Source organism: Bradyrhizobium sp. (genome assembly GCF_049512235.1).
In the GTDB taxonomy this organism is placed as follows: Bacteria; Pseudomonadota; Alphaproteobacteria; order Rhizobiales; family Xanthobacteraceae; genus Bradyrhizobium.
The window spans coordinates 1-16,405 of sequence record NZ_JBEKXH010000108.1; the positions used below are offsets into that span (position 1 = coordinate 1).

General features: G+C 61.7%; 18 protein-coding genes and 1 pseudogene. 7 read left to right on the forward strand and 12 right to left on the reverse strand.

Annotated elements, in window-relative coordinates:
* Window positions 1-375, forward strand: a pseudogene (locus tag ABSG20_RS12500) (class I poly(R)-hydroxyalkanoic acid synthase); the annotation flags it as partial.
* A gap of 78 nt (window positions 376-453) precedes the next feature.
* Window positions 454-852, forward strand: coding sequence for an MAPEG family protein (locus tag ABSG20_RS12505; RefSeq protein WP_423864813.1), 399 nt, complete (start codon window positions 454-456; stop codon window positions 850-852).
* A 52-nt stretch (window positions 853-904) separates the two neighbouring features.
* Here ABSG20_RS12505 and ABSG20_RS12510 read toward each other — a convergent pair whose 3' ends face one another.
* The 6 genes from ABSG20_RS12510 to ABSG20_RS12535 all read right to left on the reverse strand — a co-directional run bounded on the left by ABSG20_RS12510 (window position 905) and on the right by ABSG20_RS12535 (window position 6,668).
* Window positions 905-1,564, reverse strand: a complete 660-nt coding sequence (locus tag ABSG20_RS12510; RefSeq protein WP_423864814.1) for an FMN-binding negative transcriptional regulator — start codon at window positions 1,562-1,564, stop codon at window positions 905-907.
* Window positions 1,565-1,864: 300 nt separating this feature from the next.
* Window positions 1,865-2,392, reverse strand: a complete 528-nt coding sequence (locus ABSG20_RS12515) for a TadE/TadG family type IV pilus assembly protein (protein ID WP_423864815.1) — start codon at window positions 2,390-2,392, stop codon at window positions 1,865-1,867.
* Between the two features lie 3 nt (window positions 2,393-2,395).
* Window positions 2,396-2,893 carry a TadE/TadG family type IV pilus assembly protein gene (locus ABSG20_RS12520; RefSeq protein WP_423864816.1) on the reverse strand — a complete coding sequence of 166 codons (498 nt, stop codon included), beginning with the start codon at window positions 2,891-2,893 and terminating at the stop codon, window positions 2,396-2,398.
* 2 nt (window positions 2,894-2,895) lie between these two features.
* Window positions 2,896-4,929 carry a hypothetical protein gene (locus ABSG20_RS12525; protein ID WP_423864817.1) on the reverse strand — a complete coding sequence of 678 codons (2,034 nt, stop codon included), beginning with the start codon at window positions 4,927-4,929 and terminating at the stop codon, window positions 2,896-2,898.
* A gap of 594 nt (window positions 4,930-5,523) precedes the next feature.
* Window positions 5,524-6,054 carry a DedA family protein gene (locus ABSG20_RS12530; protein ID WP_423864818.1) on the reverse strand — a complete coding sequence of 177 codons (531 nt, stop codon included), beginning with the start codon at window positions 6,052-6,054 and terminating at the stop codon, window positions 5,524-5,526.
* Between the two features lie 167 nt (window positions 6,055-6,221).
* On the reverse strand, window positions 6,222-6,668 hold the full coding sequence (locus tag ABSG20_RS12535) for a PEGA domain-containing protein (RefSeq protein ID WP_423864829.1): 447 nt from the start codon (window positions 6,666-6,668) through the stop codon (window positions 6,222-6,224).
* A gap of 286 nt (window positions 6,669-6,954) precedes the next feature.
* Between ABSG20_RS12535 and parE the strand changes: the two genes are divergently transcribed.
* The 4 genes from parE (at window position 6,955) to ABSG20_RS12555 (ending at window position 11,223) form a co-directional block, all read left to right on the forward strand.
* Window positions 6,955-9,012: a DNA topoisomerase IV subunit B gene (gene parE / locus ABSG20_RS12540; protein ID WP_423864819.1), complete on the forward strand. Its 2,058-nt coding sequence runs from the start codon at window positions 6,955-6,957 to the stop codon at window positions 9,010-9,012.
* A 272-nt stretch (window positions 9,013-9,284) separates the two neighbouring features.
* Window positions 9,285-10,067, forward strand: coding sequence for an outer membrane protein (locus ABSG20_RS12545; RefSeq protein ID WP_423864820.1), 783 nt, complete (start codon window positions 9,285-9,287; stop codon window positions 10,065-10,067).
* Window positions 10,068-10,246: 179 nt separating this feature from the next.
* On the forward strand, window positions 10,247-10,432 hold the full coding sequence (locus ABSG20_RS12550) for a hypothetical protein (RefSeq protein ID WP_423864821.1): 186 nt from the start codon (window positions 10,247-10,249) through the stop codon (window positions 10,430-10,432).
* A 20-nt stretch (window positions 10,433-10,452) separates the two neighbouring features.
* Window positions 10,453-11,223: an SDR family NAD(P)-dependent oxidoreductase gene (locus tag ABSG20_RS12555; protein ID WP_423864822.1), complete on the forward strand. Its 771-nt coding sequence runs from the start codon at window positions 10,453-10,455 to the stop codon at window positions 11,221-11,223.
* Between the two features lie 80 nt (window positions 11,224-11,303).
* On the opposite strand, the gene ABSG20_RS12560 is transcribed toward ABSG20_RS12555, so the two are convergent.
* Window positions 11,304-11,945, reverse strand: coding sequence for an outer membrane protein (locus tag ABSG20_RS12560; RefSeq protein ID WP_423864830.1), 642 nt, complete (start codon window positions 11,943-11,945; stop codon window positions 11,304-11,306).
* 67 nt (window positions 11,946-12,012) lie between these two features.
* Entirely contained in the window at window positions 12,013-12,600 is a 588-nt protein-coding gene (locus ABSG20_RS12565) for a TMEM175 family protein (protein ID WP_423864823.1), read from the reverse strand.
* Window positions 12,601-12,855: 255 nt separating this feature from the next.
* Between ABSG20_RS12565 and ABSG20_RS12570 the strand changes: the two genes are divergently transcribed.
* On the forward strand, window positions 12,856-14,319 hold the full coding sequence (locus tag ABSG20_RS12570; RefSeq protein ID WP_423864824.1) for a DEAD/DEAH box helicase: 1,464 nt from the start codon (window positions 12,856-12,858) through the stop codon (window positions 14,317-14,319).
* Between the two features lie 82 nt (window positions 14,320-14,401).
* Here the strand turns inward: ABSG20_RS12570 and ABSG20_RS12575 are convergent, their stop codons facing one another.
* The 4 genes from ABSG20_RS12575 to ABSG20_RS12590 all read right to left on the reverse strand — a co-directional run.
* The gene (locus ABSG20_RS12575) at window positions 14,402-14,806 is read right to left on the reverse strand and encodes a TfoX/Sxy family protein (RefSeq protein WP_423864825.1); all 405 of its coding nucleotides are present in this window, start codon (window positions 14,804-14,806) and stop codon (window positions 14,402-14,404) included.
* Window positions 14,807-14,829: 23 nt separating this feature from the next.
* Window positions 14,830-15,252 carry a HesB/IscA family protein gene (locus ABSG20_RS12580; RefSeq protein WP_423864826.1) on the reverse strand — a complete coding sequence of 141 codons (423 nt, stop codon included), beginning with the start codon at window positions 15,250-15,252 and terminating at the stop codon, window positions 14,830-14,832.
* Between the two features lie 74 nt (window positions 15,253-15,326).
* Complete coding sequence (locus ABSG20_RS12585) at window positions 15,327-15,728, reverse strand: SUF system Fe-S cluster assembly protein (RefSeq protein WP_423864827.1); 402 nt, start codon at window positions 15,726-15,728, stop codon at window positions 15,327-15,329.
* The coding region (locus ABSG20_RS12590; RefSeq protein ID WP_423864828.1) for an aminotransferase class V-fold PLP-dependent enzyme at window positions 15,725-16,405 on the reverse strand (681 nt) is incomplete at its 5' end. The genes ABSG20_RS12590 and ABSG20_RS12585, both read right to left, overlap by 4 nt.

The window sequence follows — 16,405 nt, forward strand, 5'->3', positions numbered from 1 at the left end:
TCGAAGGTGAAGGTGCCGATCTACAATCTGGCGACCCGCGAGGATCATATCGCTCCGGCGGACTCGGTGCTGTACGGCTCGCAGTTTTTCGGGGGCCCGGTGAAATATGTGTTGTCCGGCTCCGGCCATATTGCGGGCGTGGTCAACCCGCCGTCGTCGGGCAAGTACCAGTACTGGACCAACGACCGCATCAAGGACGTCAAGCTCGAGGACTGGCTCAAGGGCGCCCAGGAGCACAAGGGTTCGTGGTGGCCGGACTGGCGCGAGTGGCTCGAAAGCATCGACGCGGAAAAGGTGCCCGCGCGCGCAGTCGGCAGTGACGCGATGCCTCCGATCGAAGACGCGCCCGGCAGCTATGTCCGGGTCCGCGCGTAGCGCAACGCTTGCGCGTTTGTTTGCAACCGGCCGTCCTGCGCCGGGACGAGATCGAGAAACTTGCTTGAGGGTAATCCCATGACGCGCGAATTGTTCTGGCTGACCTTGACGGTAATCCTGACCGGATTGCTGTGGGTGCCTTACATACTCAACCGCAGCATGGTGCGCGGCCTCGGCGGCGCCATGGCCAATCCCTCGCGCAATGACAAGCCGCATGCGCCCTGGGCAACGCGCCTGATGTTCGCGCACGACAACGCGGTCGAGAACCTCATCATCTTTGCGCCGCTGGTGCTGATCCTTGCCCAGATCGACTACTCAACGAAGTGGACGGTACTCGCCTGCGCAGTTTATTTCTGGGCCCGCGTCGCGCATCTGATCGTCTACACGATGGGCCTGCCGGTGTTTCGCACGTTGGCATTCGTGGTCGGATTTGGCGCCCAGGCCGTGCTGGCGCTGGCGATTTTCGGGGTGCTTTGAACGATCGATGTGCGCGACCTCAGGGGCACGAGTTCGTTCCCTCTGGCATCGCCTAGGCATCCAATTGTGCCGTCCCGCTTGCGAAAGGCTGCGGGCGCAAGGCCCGCATTTCGTCCGCCAGGACCCGGGCCGCGGGCTCTGGTTGGCGCGCCAGCGCCAGCGCAACCGCCACGTAATCGGCATCGGATTTGTGCTGATTGAGCTTGAAGCTGCCCTCGACCTCGTCTACCGGCATCACCATGCCCACAATCGATTTTTTCAGCGCCTCGAGACGTCCGGTCGTCATCTTCGACGACGTCCAAGGCGGTTTCGGCCCAAGCCAGCTTTCAAACTTGGCGCTCAGCGCGTCCAGATGCGGACCGAGTTCCTGGTCCGACAACATCCGCACCACGCCGGTGAGATGCACGGCCTGGTAGAGCCAGGTCGGCACCTGATCCGGCGATGCGTACCAGTCCGCCGAAACATAGGCGTCCGCACCGGTCACCGCCATCAGCCAGCGCGATTTCCCGTCCGCAAGTTTCGTCAGCGGATTGTGACGCGCGACATGAAACGCGGCGTGCGGCGTACCGTCATCGGCTGAGGTCAGATAGAATGGCAGTGACGATGCGATGGGCCTAAAGCCGTCCCAGGCGGTGACGGTGCCAAATCCGCGTGCTTGCGCAAAGGCAAGGCAAGCGGCGCGATCGGGCCTGAACATGGGAGGCGTATACATTTCAAACTCCTGCTTGACGTAGGAGCCGCCAGATCACACCGCGTTGATGGTTGGGGCAAGGCCGCGGAATGGATCCGGCGGCAGGGGGGACGATCTCAAGCGCAAGCATCCACCCTCGCCGCGAAAGCGCGGCGGCGGACGGTTAGAATGGTCGCGGCATTGATCATCGCGCGGCTATAGGGCCGTGCCCCGTCGGCGTCAAGATGTTGCGTCGACAGACGATTGCGTCGAGCGCGCCCGCGATGGAGACTTTGGGTGGCGCGGCCAGGTAGGCCATCAAGTTCAGCCTCTTGACCACTTTCATCCCTTCAGTTGCACGGCGGTATAGGATGGCGTCAGCACGCTGCTCAGATAGGGCGACATCAGGGTCTGGAAGAATTCCAGGCTATGGCTGTAGGTCGCGGTCACAACGACGCCGGATTGGTTGCTGCTGAGCAGCCCCTGCGCAGCGAGCGTCTGGTTCGGCGTCAAGGTCGCGCCGGCGGGAAAGGCATAGACGACGGTCGGTGTCGTGCCGGACATGCTCACCTGAAAAATACTGACCGACAAGTGGCCGGTCTGCAACTGCGGGACGATATTGGCAATCGCGCTGCTGGAGCCCAATGCTGCCAGTTCGGTATTGCACGTTCCGGCGGGAATATCGGAGCAATCGGCAAATACGATCGCATACTGCGTCGCCAGGCGATTGGTGGCATCATAAACCTGGAACAGCCGCCCGGCCTCAACGACCGCGGCGAACATCATCAGCAGGACCGGCAATATGAATGCAAACTCGATCGCCGCAGTTGCCGATCCCGATCGTCTGAAGTCTTGGAGCAGTTTCCGCAAGGCTCAGGTTCCCTGCCGTCGCACCAGCGCACTGGAATAGATCCTGCTGAGACCGCCCAAACCTGGCGCCAGAGTGACGACCGTGGACTGCGCGCGCAAGACCAGCGTGCTGGTGTTCGATCCATAGTCGACGGTCCCGTCAACGATCGGAACCGTCGATGACGTCAGGTTGGAAAATTGCCTGATTTCGACGGCAAGGCTGGCGTCATCGGAAATCATCGCTCCGGCACTGCTGGACACACTGATCTTCAGTTGTCCAGCGTTCAACAGGGTCGCTGTGCTGCCGGTGGTGAAGTTGGTTCGCAGGGTTTCCGCCGTCTTGATTACACCGGTATCAAGGGCCGATTGGGCCATGAAGAAGATGCCGACCTGGGCTACGCCCATCAGGAGAAGGAAAAACGGCGTCGCCAAAATGGCAAATTCCACGGCTGAGGACGCGCGGCGGTCCCGCATAAAGCGGCCGGTCAGCCTTGCCACGCTTGTCGGGCGTGCGGCCAGCATCATCACGGCGCCAGCGGGTCGGCGGAGATCGAAAAGCCGGTGAAATAGATGCTCGTCGATGGCTGCGGCGCGGGAACTGGGATCGTAACGGCGTTGGACGGCGGGTTCGAGGCATAGGGGCTGCCGAGCGCGGTGATCCTGACGTCGTCGATCTGCCCGCCGAATGCATCCGAAGTCCCGAGGGCGGCCATCGTCAGCCAATAGAAGGCGGGTTTCGCGATGAAGACAACGGCGGTTCGGGTCTGCGCCCTCGAAGCGTAACCGCAAATGTCGAGCAACGGATTGAGCTGCGATGCATTGTAGCTGGTCAGGCTGATGCCATTGGGTGCGACCTCGGGCGTAGTCGTTGTTGTTCCGTCAGAATTGGTATAGCTCGTGGTTGTTCCCAGCGCGTTGCCACTGTTGGGCGTACTGGCCTCCTGGGCATGCGACATGAACACGCCGACGGCGTTGGTATCGTTTTTGAGAGTCCCGTGATTGACGTTGAGTACCCGATTGATGCCGGTGCTGCTGGCTGCAGCGAGCGTGGATATATTGGCCGCCGCGGGCGTCGATCCGCAATACACCGTGCTGCCCAGCGTCGAGAATAGGACCTCCGAGACATAGTCGTATTTGATTTGGTAGTAGCCCGGCACGAGCAGGAAGGATTGGCTGATCAGACTGTTGCTGTTCCAGCCAAGCTCCGCGCACTGGTTGCCCTCGGGGCATTCGTAAACCCAATACGGCAACTGAGTGATGGGCGCGTTGCCCCAGCCGCTGCCGGAGAGTTTCCAGTACGACGAAGCGCCGACGCTCTTGTTGACGTTGCCGTTGGTGTTGTAATCTGATCCCTGATTTGAATAGACAGGGCTTTCGAAATTATCCTCAAACAGCAGGCTGGAGACGGTCCACGCGGTCGTGTAGTTGTCTTGGACCGTGCCCGGGCAATTCACGTTGCACAATAGTATGTCGTCGAGCTGGCCGCCGTAGGAATCGTTCGACCCATCGGCGGCGAAGCTGAGCCAGTAATAGCCCGGCGCCGTCACGTTGATCTGGACGCTGCGCTGGATCCAGCTCTGCCCGTAGAGGCACATGTCGATCAGATTGCCGCCCGCCAATTGTTCGTTTCCGACCAGGGTAGTGTGCATCGGCGGCGCGTCATTGACATTCAAGTCGAGGTAAACGTTGATCTGATTGGTGCGGTAGGCGGTCGCCATCGATCCGGACCATGACGTGGTAGAGCTGTTAGCCCAGTTGAGATCGCTGGCGGCCGAGCCGCACAAATAGGCCGGGTCATAGCTTGGATAATCGACCCGGGAGGCATAGGAATAGCGCAGTTCATAAGCCCCGGCCGCCAGGTAAACCAGGGTCGAGATCGACGAATTACCCGCACCGTGGCTGCCGTTGTCGCAATCGAGCTCGACCGAATAGTTGCCATCGTAAGCCGTCGACTTGATCTGGCCGGCCAGGTCCTGCTCGAGACAATAACCGGTGATGTGCCATTGCGTGCCACCCGTCCCGGTGTAACCGACCGCGCTGGTGTAACCGGTCGCGCTGGTCCCCGTCCCATTCTGGCCATTCGGAAGGTACGTGACATAGGCCGTGTTGGGCGCCCCGGGTACTGCCTCGAAACTTTCCTTGATCATAATCTGGGAATTGCCGTCAGGCACCCGCTGGATCACTGAACCAGCTGAGTCGAAGCAATGGGTCTGAACCGAAATCGGGATCTGGGTAAAGCCCAGGATCTGCATGAATGTGGTCGGGACTGACGCCGTGAGGTTTACGCTCGAAGCGCCACCCTGCGTGTACGAAAACGGCACGCTGCTGGTCTGGGTCAGGTTGACGTTCTGGCTCTGCCACGTGGTGCTGATGAAAGCGGAGACCTGTGATGAATAGGCGGCGCCGCCGCCCGTGCCGTTATAGGAAGCCGTCGAGATGTCGACGACCGATGGACGGCTCGCATACTGGCAGGCCAGGGTAGCAACCTCGGAAACCTTCTGACGGGCGAGGTAGGCACGGGACAGGTCGACCCCTGCCCCCATCGCCGTGAAGATCATCAGGGACGACAGCCCGAAGGCGAGAGCGATGTTGCCGCGCTCATCTCGGCTGAAGGAACTCAGGAGAGAATGATTTGCATCGGAGAGACGGAGCAGGCCGCGGCCGCGCAATCGGAAGTGACGTTGCCACCCCGCTTTTTTCGCGCCGAATGCAGAAAATGCGCGGCGACATGATGCCAGGATTTCTTCCATAGCGAACCATGAGTAATAATTAATGTACCGGTCGACATCATGGTATGCGCCTCTGAATAGCGACTTAATTTCTTTGGTTCATCCTTCGTAAGCGCTCCGTCGTCATGGAAGCGGGATTTCGGAAATAGAATCGTTCGGGCAATGGAAATTGCGCGTCATGCTCCTCGGAAATATCATTTGAATGCCTGGAAAATAGCCCCCGTGCAGCGCCGGCTGTTTTCCCGACCACAACCCGAAGTCTCTCGATCGTTCATATCCCGTTAGGGATATCCCTTCAGTCGGCGTCAACTATCGAGTGCGACGACCGAGAGCGACGACGTTCTTCTCATTGGGCCGAATGCCGCGGGCAGCCGGCACTGCTCCTGCTTCGGGCTTGCACGCAGGGCTTGTCCCCCGTCAGGTTCAGACCGTGCGCCACAGCCATTCGGCGATTTGCGCGATCACGTCGCCGAACAGCAGCAGCGCCGCCGACCAGACCAGCGCGGATACGAAATTGGCGAGTTGAAAGCTCCAATACGGCATCTCGAAAATGCCGGCCGCAAGCGGCACCGAGGCCCGAAGGGGCCCGAAGAATCGCCCGATGAAAATGCTCGGCATGCCCCACTTTTTTAAAAAGGCTTCGCCGCGCGGCAGGATTTCCGGATAACGCGACAGCGGCCACATCTGGGCGACGTGTTCCTTGTATTTGAAGCCGAACCAATAGGAGACCCAGTCGCCGAGCGCCGCGCCGATCCCGCCGGCAATCCAGACCGGCCAGAAGCTGATGCCGCTGGCGCCGATCAGCGCGCCGATCGCCACCAGCGCCCCCCAGGCGGGAATCAAAAGGGAGATGAAGGCCAGCGATTCGCCGAACGCCAGCAGAAGAACGATCGGCGCGGCCCAGCCTTGATGGTCGCGCACGAAGTCGGCCAACGCGTGCGCAAAATTTTCCATCGTTCCAAATGCCCTTTCCGGCGATCGGCCTCTTCAGCTCCCGGAGCTTTCTCAGGGTTCGATGCCCAACAGGAGGTATGCCAACCCCTTCCGTGACATCAAGTCACAAAGGTGGGGACGGCGCGTGACCTCGTTCCGGCGTGGCAGCCCAGGTCGTCCTGGCAAATTCAGCTGTCAGGCGACGGGCGTTTTGGCGGTGGCGGCTTGGCCGCCCGCGGCGGCTCCCGCCGCAGCGGTTGCAACGTCACGATCAGGGGATTCGGTTTGTGATCCTGTGCGGCGCCGGTTGCGGCGTCCACACCCATGCCGATCAACCCGCCGGCCAGAATATTGCCCGCGAAACCCGCCGCGCCGGTGCCCGGGATTTCCTTGGTGAGCGGAATCGACTGCGGCTCATAACCCTCTTTGTTAATGGTGACCGTGATGTCGGCGTTTCGCTTCGCCTGGACGACGCAGGGGGTGACACAGGCGGCTGGAATATCCAATCCGGATATTTCGGCAGTTGCGCCCGCTGGCGTGGTGGCAATGGAAATGTTCTCGGTGGTCCCCCGCGTCACAGACGCGCAACCGACACACGGCGCTGCGATTGCCGCAGCGATCAGCAGCCTGATCATCGATATTTTTCCCCAGCCCGCCCGAACCTTCACGCAGCATTTAAATGAAAGCAAGCGGACGCAGGCGATTGCGCCAGGGTGTTGTTGATTTGTTACACAATAATTCTGCCACCGCGCAGCGTCCAGGCTGGCCAATGGGAGGGGATGGGTCCGCGGTTGGTCCCCCGTCTTCCCCGGTTCTTCGCCGGTACTTCGCCGGTCCCTAGCCGTCACTTTTTCAGCCTATCCGTGGCATAGTCAGCGCAGCGATTCGCGGCCCTTGGGGCGGCGCAACTTGTGAAGAGAAATGCCGAAACCATTGAAATCATTAGCTAAAGCAAAAGCTACCGGCGACTTGTTCGGGGCTGCGGAGCCGAACGGACGGCCCGCGATCAAAGTCGCCTCGCGCAGCTCCAGCGCCGAGGCCGACTACACCGCCGCCGACATCGAGGTGCTCGAAGGTCTCGAGCCGGTGCGCCGGCGTCCCGGCATGTATATAGGCGGCACCGACGAGAAGGCGCTTCATCATCTGTTTGCCGAAGTCATTGACAACGCCATGGACGAGGCGCTGGCGGGGCATGCCTCCTTCATCGAGGTGGAATTGGGCGCCGACGGGTTTTTGACCGTGACCGATAATGGCCGCGGCATTCCGGTCGACCCGCATCCGAAATTCCCGAAAAAATCCGCGCTCGAAGTCATCATGTGCACGCTGCATTCCGGCGGCAAATTCGATTCCAAGGTGTATGAGACCTCGGGCGGCCTGCACGGCGTCGGCGTCTCCGTGGTCAACGCCCTGTCGCAGCGGCTCGAGGTCGAAGTCGCGCGCGGCCAAAAGCTCTATCGCATGGCGTTCGAGCGCGGCCATCCCAAGGGCAAACTCGAGGACCTCGGCAGGATCAACAACCGTCGCGGCACGCGCGTCCGCTTCAAGCCGGACGGCGAGATTTTCGGCGGCAAGGCGACCTTCAAGCCGCAGCGCCTGTTCAAGATGACGCGCTCCAAGGCCTATCTGTTCGGTGGCGTCGAAATCCGCTGGCGTTGCGATCCGGAGCTGCTCAAGGGCATCGAAGACGTGCCGGCCGAGGACAGTTTCCACTTCCCCGGCGGATTGAAGGATTACCTCGCCGCGGCGATCCATGCCGACACGCTCGTGCATCCGGATATCTTCTCCGGCAAATCCGGCCGCAACGGCGCCCACGGCGCCTGCGAATGGGCCGTAGCCTGGACCGCGGATGCCGATGGCTTCCTGTCCTCCTATTGCAACACCGTGCCGACGCCGGACGGCGGCACCCATGAATCGGGCATGCGCAGCGCGCTGCTGCGCGGCCTGAAAGATCACGCCGAACGCCTCGGCCAGGGCAAGCGCGCCGCCACCGTCACCTCTGAAGACGTCATGGTGGGCGCCGCGGTCATGCTCTCGGTGTTCGTGCGCGAACCGGAATTCCAGGGCCAGACCAAGGACCGCCTCGCCACGGCGGAAGCCCAACGCATTGTCGAACAGGCCATCAAGGACCCGTTCGACCACTGGTTGTCAGGCAATCCGCTGCAGGCCAACAAACTCCTGGATTTCGTCGTCGAACGCGCCGACGAGCGGCTGCGCCGCCGCGCCGAGAAGGAAATCTCGCGCAAGACCGCGGTGAAGAAGCTGCGCCTTCCCGGCAAGCTCGCCGACTGCACCAACAACGCGGCCGAAGGAAGCGAGCTGTTCATCGTCGAGGGCGACTCGGCCGGCGGCAGCGCCAAGCAGGCGCGCGACCGCAAGACCCAGGCCATCCTGCCGTTGCGTGGAAAAATCCTCAACGTCGCCTCCGCCACCAAGGACAAGCTGACCGCCAATGCGCAGCTCGCCGATCTGATGCAGGCGATCGGCTGCGGCACCGGCGCGCAATACCGCGAGGAGGATCTGCGCTACGCCCGCATCATCGTCATGACCGATGCCGACGTCGATGGCGCGCATATTGCCTCGCTCCTGATCACGTTCTTCTACCGCCAGACGCCGCGGCTGATCGACGAGGGCCACCTCTATCTCGCAGTGCCGCCGCTCTACCGCCTCACCCATGGCGCCAAGACGGTGTACGCCCGCGACGACGCCCACAAGGATGCGCTCCTGAAAAGCGAATTCAACGCCAATGCCAAGGTCGATGTCGGCCGCTTCAAGGGCCTGGGCGAGATGATGCCGGCGCAGCTCAAGGAAACCACCATGGACCCGGCCAAGCGCACTTTGCTGCGCGTGGTGCTTTTGGCCGACGACCGTGAGGGAACCGCCGATTCGGTCGAGCGCCTGATGGGAACCCGGGCAGAGGCCCGATTCGCCTTCATCTCCGAAAAGGCCGAATTCGCCAGCGAGGACCTGCTGGACGTTTAGGTTGCACCAGTATCGTAATGAAAGTTGCGCGACGGCTCGCGACGCTCTGAGGTTTTGGCCACAAACACTTGAATTAATTGTCAAAATGACACGGTCGGCAGTTTCGCGCCGCAGCGACGCAAGGCCATCGCATATTTTTGAGCGGTGTCGTTTTCCGGTCAGTGTGTTGCAAAGGCAACAGCATTTCGGGCGAAAACCGGTTATGGCTGATGCGACATCTAAAGATTTGGCGCAGGTTGGGTTTGGACCGCGCGTTTGCTGGGGAATTGGAAATGAAAAAGCTTTTGCTTGCTCTGGCCGCCGCGGCGGCGTTTTCCGGATCGGCCCTCGCGGCTGACATGGCTCCGCGTACTTATACCAAGGCTCCGCCACCGCTCGCGGCGCCGAGCTGGACTGGGTTTTACATCTTCGGCGGCGGCGGCGGCGGTGTATGGGATTCTAACTCGCACACCGTCAGTACGGGCGGCGTACCGCTCTCCATCGATTCGCGAGTAGGCGGTGATGGTTGGTATGGCACCGTGGGCGCGGGCTATGACTGGCAGTTCAACAGCAATTGGGTGTTCGGCGTGTTCGGCGACGGTCAATTTGGCAGCATCAACGGCTCGATCAACGATCCAAATCAATCCTTGACCGGCAGGCTCAAAGATCAGGACAATTGGGCCGCGGGCGCGCGTCTTGGCTATCTCGTTGCGCCGAACGTATATTCCTACGTCAATGCAGGTTATGCCGGATCGCACTGGTCGCGCGTAACGCTGCTCAATACGTTTTCCGGTCTTCCAGTGGGCATCCATACCGACTCATTCAACCTCAACGGTGGGTTCATCGGCGGCGGTGTGGAAAACAACTTGAATATCTTCGGCATCTCGGCGCCGGGCTGGTTCATGAAGACTGAATATCGCGCTGCCTATTACGGCTCCAAGACGATCGGTGAGAAATTCGACGGTACGAATGTGCTGGACGGCATCGGTATTAAGGTCCAGCCCTTGGTCCAGACCGTCAGCACATCCTTGGTCTACCGCTTCAATTGGACCGGCCCGGTGGTTGCGAAGTACTGATCTCCTCCCTGCATTCCAACGACATCAAAGAAGCCCCGGCATTGCTCGGGGCTTTTTTGTGCGCGGGCACACCGGAATCGACACTCACCGACGAACTGTCGTGCTCTTGCCCCTGGCGCGCGGGCGCGCCACTCTGGCGATCGTATCGAGTTGGTCGCGCGACCCAATAGGAAAGATTCATGCGCAATCTGCTTCTGATCCTCGGCGTGCTCGCGCTTCTGATCGGCCTGCTCTGGATCGGTCAGGGCACCGGCACCGTGGCGTGGCCGCAATCGAGCTTCATGATCAGCCAGATCCAGTGGGCCTATTACGGCGCCGGAGTGGCCGTCGGTGGCCTGATCCTGATCTGGCTGGCACGGCGCTGACAGCGCTACGGAGGACAGCGATGCCATCAGGCGCTTTCGACCTCAGCGGCAAGGTTGCTGTCATCACCGGCGGCAATGGCGGCATTGGTCTTGGTATGGCGCGCGGCCTGGCGGACGCCGGCGCCGCGATTGTCATCGTTGCACGCAACGAAGCGAAGTCGCTCGCGGCCGTCACCGACATCGAGCAGCGCGGCGTTCAGGCGATATCGCTCACCGTCGATGTCACCGAGAAGGCCGCCGTCGCCGAGATGGTCGAGCGAGCGCTGCGCGCGCTTGGCCGCATCGATATTCTCGTCAACAACGCCGGCATCAACATTCGAAAACCCCCGCAAGCGCTCGATGTCGAGGAATGGGACCGCGTCATCCGCACCAACCTGACCAGCGCCTTCCTGTGCTCGCAGGCGGTCTACCCGGTCATGAAAGCCAAGGGCGGCGGCAAGATCATCAACATCGGCTCGATGCTGTCGATCTTCGGCGCCGGTTTTGCGCCGGCCTACGCCGCCAGCAAGGGCGGCATCGTGCAGTTCACGCGCTCCTGTGCGGTCGCCTGGGCCGCCGACAACATCCAGGTCAACGCGGTGCTGCCAGGCTGGATCGACACTGATTTGACCCGGCGCGCCCGCGAAGAGATCGAGGGCCTGCACGACAGGGTCTTGGCGCGCACGCCCGCCGCGCGATGGGGCGCTACCGCCGATTTCGCCGGGATAGCCGTGTTTCTCGCCTCAGGTGCCTCGGATTTTGTCACCGGCGCCGCGATTGCCGTCGATGGCGGATTTTCGATCATGGGTTGAAGCGCAATTGCGTGCTTCGCTCAAACACGAAAAAGCCCCGGACCTTGCCGGGGCTCTTGCTTTGCTGAAGTCAGGAAAAATCAGTACCGCGCCACGATCGGACCGCCGAACCGGTAATTGACGCCCACACGAACTGTATCGAGCTCATGATGAAAGCGGTAGGTGGCAAACGATATCGGGAAGTTCACCGGATCGGCCATCGTCACGTTCGAATGGCCGAGATCGATGTGAAGATACTCGCCCTTCACGGTCCAATTCGGCGCAAAGCCCCATTCGACGCCCGCGCCGGCCACCCAGCCGGCAAGCGTATTGCTCGCGCTTCCGGCGAAAGTTCCGGCCGTCCCGGGGGTGAAGATGTTGGTTACCGAGCTGCGAACCCCACCATAGGCAAGGCCGCCCGTTCCATAGAACAGGAAGCTGTTGTAGGTCACGCCGGCCCGGCCACGAACGGTTCCGAACCAATCAACATGGTCGCGTCCTGTCGAAACGCTCGGGACAATACCGCCCCCGCCTGGAAAGCCGATGGTCGAGGTCCCTCCGATACTGGCGCCCTGGATGTCCGCTTCGAGGCCCAAAAGCCAGTAACTCTTCTGCCAGTTGTAGCCGATCTGACCGCCGCCGAAGCCGCCCTCGTGTTTAGCACCTAGAAAAGAAGGCGTGCCACCGGCGGCAACGGCAGGGCCAAAACTCGCACCGGCAGGCGCCGTCGTAAAGGCAATCAGGCTGCCCGTCGAATTGTGTCAATTCCACCGCAACGAACTGAGTCGACTGGCAAAGCCTTTTGCCGGTTCAATCCGGTACCGCGGACCGCGGCCGCCACTTACGGATCAGCGGCGCGGCAAAGTTCAGCGCCAGCGCCCATAGCGCTATCCGCGAGTTCACGAGACTCAGCGTCATCGCCAATAGCGACGAGACGATCAGCAGCATCGCCGACAACTGCCGATGCCTCAGATGATCACCCTGCTCCAGATGTGGCGTGATGTGAACCAGACGAAGCCAGACCAGCGCGATCAGAAGGGTATGGCCGGCATAAAGCCAGATCGCGGGTGCGAAATGTCCGAAGCGGCCGACCACGATGGTGGTGAACGGCACGCAGGTGATGAACAAGAGATAGAGCAGCCACCAGTTGACGTATTCGCGGTTGACGTATTCCGCGCGCGTGCGCATTTCGATATTGGCCAGCCAGCGCAAGCCGAGCACGCCGAAACTCAACACGTAAGGCAGGAATTTCGGCCAGAGATCGAGCAGGCCCTGCACCAGCTCGGCGGCGTCCTTCGGGTGAAAATCATCGGGCAGCCGCACGTCGAGGACGAGCAGCGTCATGGCGACGCCGAAGATTCCGTCGCTCAGGGTATCGAGGCGGGCTTTGGAAAACATGACGCCTCCGGCAGGCCTGTCCGCAATTTGTGCAAAAACATTAAGCTTTTTCAATGCTTCCCGCGCCTGCTCCATTGACTTCTACCGATTGCCCCCTATGTTCCGGCTCGACGCGGCCCGGTATCGAAACGCGATATCTTGAGTAAGCCGCCTGTCTGCGTAGCCGAAATCCCGTGCAAATCTGCGTGCCGTTCCGGGGTTGAGCGCGACAGTTATTCCCTTAGATTCCAAGCGGCGGTTTCTACCAGAGGCTCAATGTCTTTTTCCCATCTCGGCTTGTCCGACAAGGTGCTCGCCGCCGTCGCGGCCAGCGGTTACACCATCCCTACCCCCATACAGGATCAGGCGATCCCCCATGTTCTGGCCCGCCGAGACGTTCTCGGCATCGCCCAGACCGGCACCGGCAAGACCGCTGCGTTCGTCCTTCCGATGCTTACCATGCTCGAAAAGGGCCGCGCCCGGGCCCGAATGCCCCGCACCCTGATCCTGGAACCGACGCGCGAACTCGCCGCCCAGGTCAAGGAGCAGTTCGACAAATACGGCGCCGGCCAGAAACTCAACGTCGCGCTTTTGATCGGCGGCGTTTCGTTCGGCGACCAGGACACCAAGCTGACGCGGGGCGTCGACGTGCTGATCGCAACCCCCGGACGGCTCCTCGACCATACCGAACGCGGCGGACTGTTGCTCACCGGGGTCGAGCTCCTGGTGATCGACGAAGCCGACCGCATGCTGGACATGGGCTTCATTCCCGACATCGAACGTATCTGCAAGATGATACCATTCACCCGGCAGACGCTGTTCTTCACCGCCACGATGCCCCCCGAAATCCGCCGCATCACCGAAACCTTCCTGCACAATCCGGAAAAGATCGAAGTTACGAGGCCGGCGACGACGGCAGTGGGCGTGGCCCAGTTCCAAGTCGCGGTGGGCCGCGAACCGCACGAGAAGCGCGACACGCTGCGTCGGCTTTTGCGCGACGCCAAGGACCTGCAGAACGCCATCATCTTCTGCAACCGCAAGCGCGAGGTGGCGCTGTTGTACAAATCGTTGCAAAAACACGGCTTTGCCGTCGGCGCCCTGCACGGCGACATGGATCAGTCGGCGCGCACCGCCGCGCTCGATCAGTTCCGCAAAGGCGAAATTCCACTATTGGTTGCCTCCGACGTCGCTGCTCGCGGCCTCGACATTCCCACCACCAGCCACGTCTTCAATTTCGACGTGCCGCATCATGCCGACGATTACGTCCATCGCATCGGCCGCACCGGCCGCGCAGGGCGCGGCGGCACCGCGATCTCGATCGTCACCCCGCTCGACCAGAAATCAATGGTCGCGATTGAAAAACTGATCGGCCAAAGCATTCCCCGCGTCGAAGGCGCTGACGAAGTCGCCGCGGCTGACAGCGCGGCGGTGGCATCGGGCGGCGAAGCCGGGGAGCCGCGTAAGCCACGCACCCGCGACGGCGCAAAAGAAGGTTCCCGCGGCGGCCGAAAGCCGCGCCGGGAACGTGAACCCCGGCGCGCCGGTGGCGACCGCCATTCCGGCCCGCAGCCGCAGGCACCCGAAGCAGCATTCACCCCGCCGGTCGCGCCGCCGCCCTCGCGCACGCCTTCTATCGGCCGCGCCGAGGCTCCGCAGACCCCGCGCGATGCCGCATCCGAGCCTGCCGACCACTCGCATCTCCCGGCGTTCCTGTTGCGGCCGGTGCGCGCCAGAGTCTGACAGTCTGCGACAACATGCAACTTCAGGCGTCGACGCGCCGATTGGCGCGTCCGCCGCCAATGAAATAGGGGACCGCGGTCGTCTAGACTCTTCTCTTCCGAGTTTTCCTCTTAGCGGCCGCCTTTGCACTCTTTCTCTTTTCCACCTTGCGCATCTTGGGTCGCTTCCGCAGCGCCGCGCGCTGCGCCGCCGCCAATGCCGCCCTCGCCCAATCGGACAGTTCCTCCGGATCGTCATACAACCGTTCCGGCAACTGCCAATATGAACTGACCGTCACGGTTCTGGTTCGGGTCTGGTACTGAAAGGGCTTTGCGCCTTCCGCTTCGAAGCGCGCAATGCTCTGAGCGTCGGCCCGCAGGTAAAGACCGCCCCGAAGCGCCAGCGCGAAGTTGGTGCCGTCGGCGCTAATGCCGAACCCGGAAAACATCCGCCGGATTGTGACCGGCCCGAAGCCCGAAAACAGATCGATCAGGAAGTCGCGGTCCATGACGGACTGTTCGGGACGATCAACTAGCCGTCCACCTTCGCGGCGGTCAGCTGCACCGATTCGCCGCAGCCGCAGGCTCCGGTCTGGTTCGGGTTGTTGAAAATAAACTGCGCCGACATCTTGTCGGCCTTGTAATCCATTTCAGTACCGAGCAGAAACAGCACCGCCTTGGGATCGACCAGGATCTTGACGCCCTTGTCCTCGACAACCTCGTCTGAGGGGCGGACATCGTGAGCATATTCGACCGTATAGGATTGCCCGGCGCAGCCGCCGTTCTTGATCCCGACCCGCAAGCCTACGATCTCGGAATCGGCACGCCTGGTCAGTTCGGCTATGCGCTGCGCGGCGGCTTCGGTCAGCTTCATGACCTGGGGGCGGGGCCGCGGCTTCGGTTTTGAGGCCGCGGCCGGCGTCGGTGTGGTTTGAGCGGGTGTCATGTCAGTCATTTGGTCATTCCAATAGGCAAATCAATGCCGGCTATTTCCATTCAAAAAGCCCAAGTCCAACTCCACTCCACGCTTCACCACATATTGAGCACGAGGCGCGCCTCATCGGTCATGCGATCCGGGGTCCATGGCGGTTCCCAGATCAGATTGATATTGACCACGCCGACACCGGGAACGCTGGCGATCGCGTTCTCGACCATGGTGGGCAATTCGCCGGCCGCCGGACAGTTCGGGGTCGTCAGCGTCATCTCGACGTCCACGGTCCGGTCATCCTTGATATCGACCTTGTAGATCAGGCCGAGCTCGTAGATGTCGGCCGGAATTTCCGGATCGAACACCGTCTTCAGCGCGGCCACGATTTCGCCGGCGAGCCGGTCGGTCTCCTCCGGCGGCAGCGCGGAATGCGTTTGCATGTTGCTGGTTCTGGCGTCGGGATTCTTGGCTTCGAGATTCTTGGCTTCGATGGTGTCGGTCATGAAAACAATTCCCGCGCCTTGATCAGCGCCTGTGCGAGATGGTCGACTTCCTCGCGCGTATTATACAGTCCCAACGAGGCGCGGCAGGTCGCCGTAACATTGAATCGTTCCAGAAGCGGCATCACGCAGTGGGTGCCGGCGCGCACCGCGATCCCCTGCCGGTCGATCACGGTCGCGACATCGTGGGGATGGGCGCCCCTCATCTCGAACGAGATCACCGGGCCCTTGGCGTTCGCGGTGCCGATCAGACGCAGCGAATTGATCTCGCGCAGCCGCGCCTCGGCATAGGTCAACAGGCCGTGCTCGTGCGCGGCGATGCGTTCCTTGCCGATCGAATTGACATAATCGATCGCGGCCCCCAATCCGACCGCCTCGACGATCGCCGGCGTTCCCGCCTCGAACTTGTGCGGCGGATCGCCATAAGTGACCCACTCCCTCGCGACCTCGCGGATCATCTCGCCGCCGCCATTATAGGGGCGCATCGCCACCAAGTGCTCGTGCTTGGCGTAGAGTACGCCGATGCCGGTCGGGCCATAGAGCTTGTGGCCGGTGAAGACATAGAAATCGCAGTCGATATCGCTGACGTCGACGGTGAGGTGAACGGCGGCCTGGCTGCCGTCGACCAGAACCGGGATGCCGCGGGCATGGGCAATCCGAATGACATCCTTGACCGGCAC

Excerpts from the sequence above, each read along its gene's own strand:
- ABSG20_RS12505 (WP_423864813.1), top strand. The coding sequence starts at position 454 with ATGACGCGCGAATTGTTCTGGCTGACCTTGACGGTAATCCTGACCGGA.
- ABSG20_RS12510 (WP_423864814.1), bottom strand. The coding sequence starts at position 1,564 with ATGTATACGCCTCCCATGTTCAGGCCCGATCGCGCCGCTTGCCTTGCC.
- ABSG20_RS12520 (WP_423864816.1), bottom strand. The coding sequence starts at position 2,893 with ATGCTGGCCGCACGCCCGACAAGCGTGGCAAGGCTGACCGGCCGCTTT.
- ABSG20_RS12525 (WP_423864817.1), bottom strand. The coding sequence starts at position 4,929 with ATGATCTTCACGGCGATGGGGGCAGGGGTCGACCTGTCCCGTGCCTAC.
- ABSG20_RS12530 (WP_423864818.1), bottom strand. The coding sequence starts at position 6,054 with ATGGAAAATTTTGCGCACGCGTTGGCCGACTTCGTGCGCGACCATCAA.
- ABSG20_RS12535 (WP_423864829.1), bottom strand. The coding sequence starts at position 6,668 with ATGATCAGGCTGCTGATCGCTGCGGCAATCGCAGCGCCGTGTGTCGGT.
- parE (WP_423864819.1), top strand. The coding sequence starts at position 6,955 with ATGCCGAAACCATTGAAATCATTAGCTAAAGCAAAAGCTACCGGCGAC.
- ABSG20_RS12545 (WP_423864820.1), top strand. The coding sequence starts at position 9,285 with ATGAAAAAGCTTTTGCTTGCTCTGGCCGCCGCGGCGGCGTTTTCCGGA.
- ABSG20_RS12550 (WP_423864821.1), top strand. The coding sequence starts at position 10,247 with ATGCGCAATCTGCTTCTGATCCTCGGCGTGCTCGCGCTTCTGATCGGC.
- ABSG20_RS12555 (WP_423864822.1), top strand. The coding sequence starts at position 10,453 with ATGCCATCAGGCGCTTTCGACCTCAGCGGCAAGGTTGCTGTCATCACC.
- ABSG20_RS12565 (WP_423864823.1), bottom strand. The coding sequence starts at position 12,600 with ATGTTTTCCAAAGCCCGCCTCGATACCCTGAGCGACGGAATCTTCGGC.
- ABSG20_RS12570 (WP_423864824.1), top strand. The coding sequence starts at position 12,856 with ATGTCTTTTTCCCATCTCGGCTTGTCCGACAAGGTGCTCGCCGCCGTC.
- ABSG20_RS12575 (WP_423864825.1), bottom strand. The coding sequence starts at position 14,806 with ATGGACCGCGACTTCCTGATCGATCTGTTTTCGGGCTTCGGGCCGGTC.
- ABSG20_RS12580 (WP_423864826.1), bottom strand. The coding sequence starts at position 15,252 with ATGACTGACATGACACCCGCTCAAACCACACCGACGCCGGCCGCGGCC.
- ABSG20_RS12585 (WP_423864827.1), bottom strand. The coding sequence starts at position 15,728 with ATGACCGACACCATCGAAGCCAAGAATCTCGAAGCCAAGAATCCCGAC.